The organism is Rahnella sp. P4_A8, assembly GCF_056402435.1.
In genome coordinates this window covers 1-1130 of sequence record NZ_JBFUHK010000261.1, presented here as the reverse complement: position 1 = coordinate 1130, position 1130 = coordinate 1, and the positions used below count along the sequence as shown (strand labels likewise).

Genomic DNA, 1130 nt, shown 5'->3' with positions numbered 1-1130 from the left:
CTCGCAGGCTGATCACTTCTGCCGCCGTGTAAGGTCGGGTGATATTTTTCCAGCGTGGTTGGCTCCACGTTTCTTCAAGCTGCTGAATTTGCTGAGTACGGTTCGTTTTCATGGCAAATACTCCGGTCTTTTTATGTGTAGGGTAAGAAGGATCAGGCCAGCAGCTGATAGCCCGGCAGGGTCAGGAAGTCGATTAACTCATCTTGTGTGGTGATTTTTTCCATCAAGGCAGCCGCCTGCGTGAAACGACCGGCGCTGAAACGTTGTTCGCCCAACTCCTGCTGAATAACCAGCATTTCTTCGTTCAGCATGCGGCGGAATAACGGCTTGGTGACGGGTTGTCCGTCATTAAGCGTTTTGCCGTGGTGGATCCATTGCCAGATGGATGTGCGGGAGATTTCAGCCGTGGCAGCATCTTCCATCAACCCGTAAATCGGGACGCAGCCGTTGCCAGAAATCCAGGCTTCAATGTATTGCACTGCGACGCGAATATTGGCGCGCATTCCCTCTTCAGTACGCTCGCCGGAACAAGGTTCKAGTAATTGCTCTGCAGTAATTTCGGCATCTTCTTCACGTAGTACATCCAGCTGGTTTGAACGGTTGACCAGCGCTTTATCGAACACTTCAAGCACGGTGTCAGCCAGCCCAGGGTGTGCAATCCAGGTACCATCATGTCCGTTATTCGCTTCCAGCTCTTTATCTGTCCGGACTTTATTCAGCACCCACTCGTTACGCTTAACGTCTTTGCTGGGAATAAAGGCTGCCATTCCGCCCATCGCAAATGCTCCACGCCGGTGACAGGTTTTAATCAGCAGCCGGGAATAAGCATTTAGAAAAGGCTGAGTCATCGTTACGGACTGACGGTCAGGTAATATACGGTCAGAATGATTCTTCAACGTTTTGATATAACTGAAGATGTAATCCCAGCGACCACAGTTCAATCCGACAATGTGATCGCGCAAGTGGTAAAGGATTTCGTCCATCTGGAAAACCGCAGGCAGGGTTTCAATCAGCACCGTGGCTTTAATCGTGCCCCGCGCCAATCCCGCATAATCCTCGGCAAAACTGAAGACCTGGCTCCACCAGTCAGCCTCATGATAAGACTGCATTTTTGGCAGATAGAAATAGGG

1 protein-coding gene and 1 pseudogene are annotated in these 1130 nt (G+C 50.7%); both read right to left on the bottom strand.

Going from position 1 to position 1130, the window contains the following annotated elements; all coding sequences use genetic code 11:
* A pseudogene (locus AC1DUO_RS25260) lies at nt 1-112 on the bottom strand (isocitrate lyase); the annotation flags it as partial.
* A gap of 40 nt (nt 113-152) precedes the next feature.
* A partial coding sequence (locus AC1DUO_RS25255; protein WP_477989428.1) for a malate synthase occupies nt 153-1130 on the bottom strand: 978 nt, incomplete at its 5' end.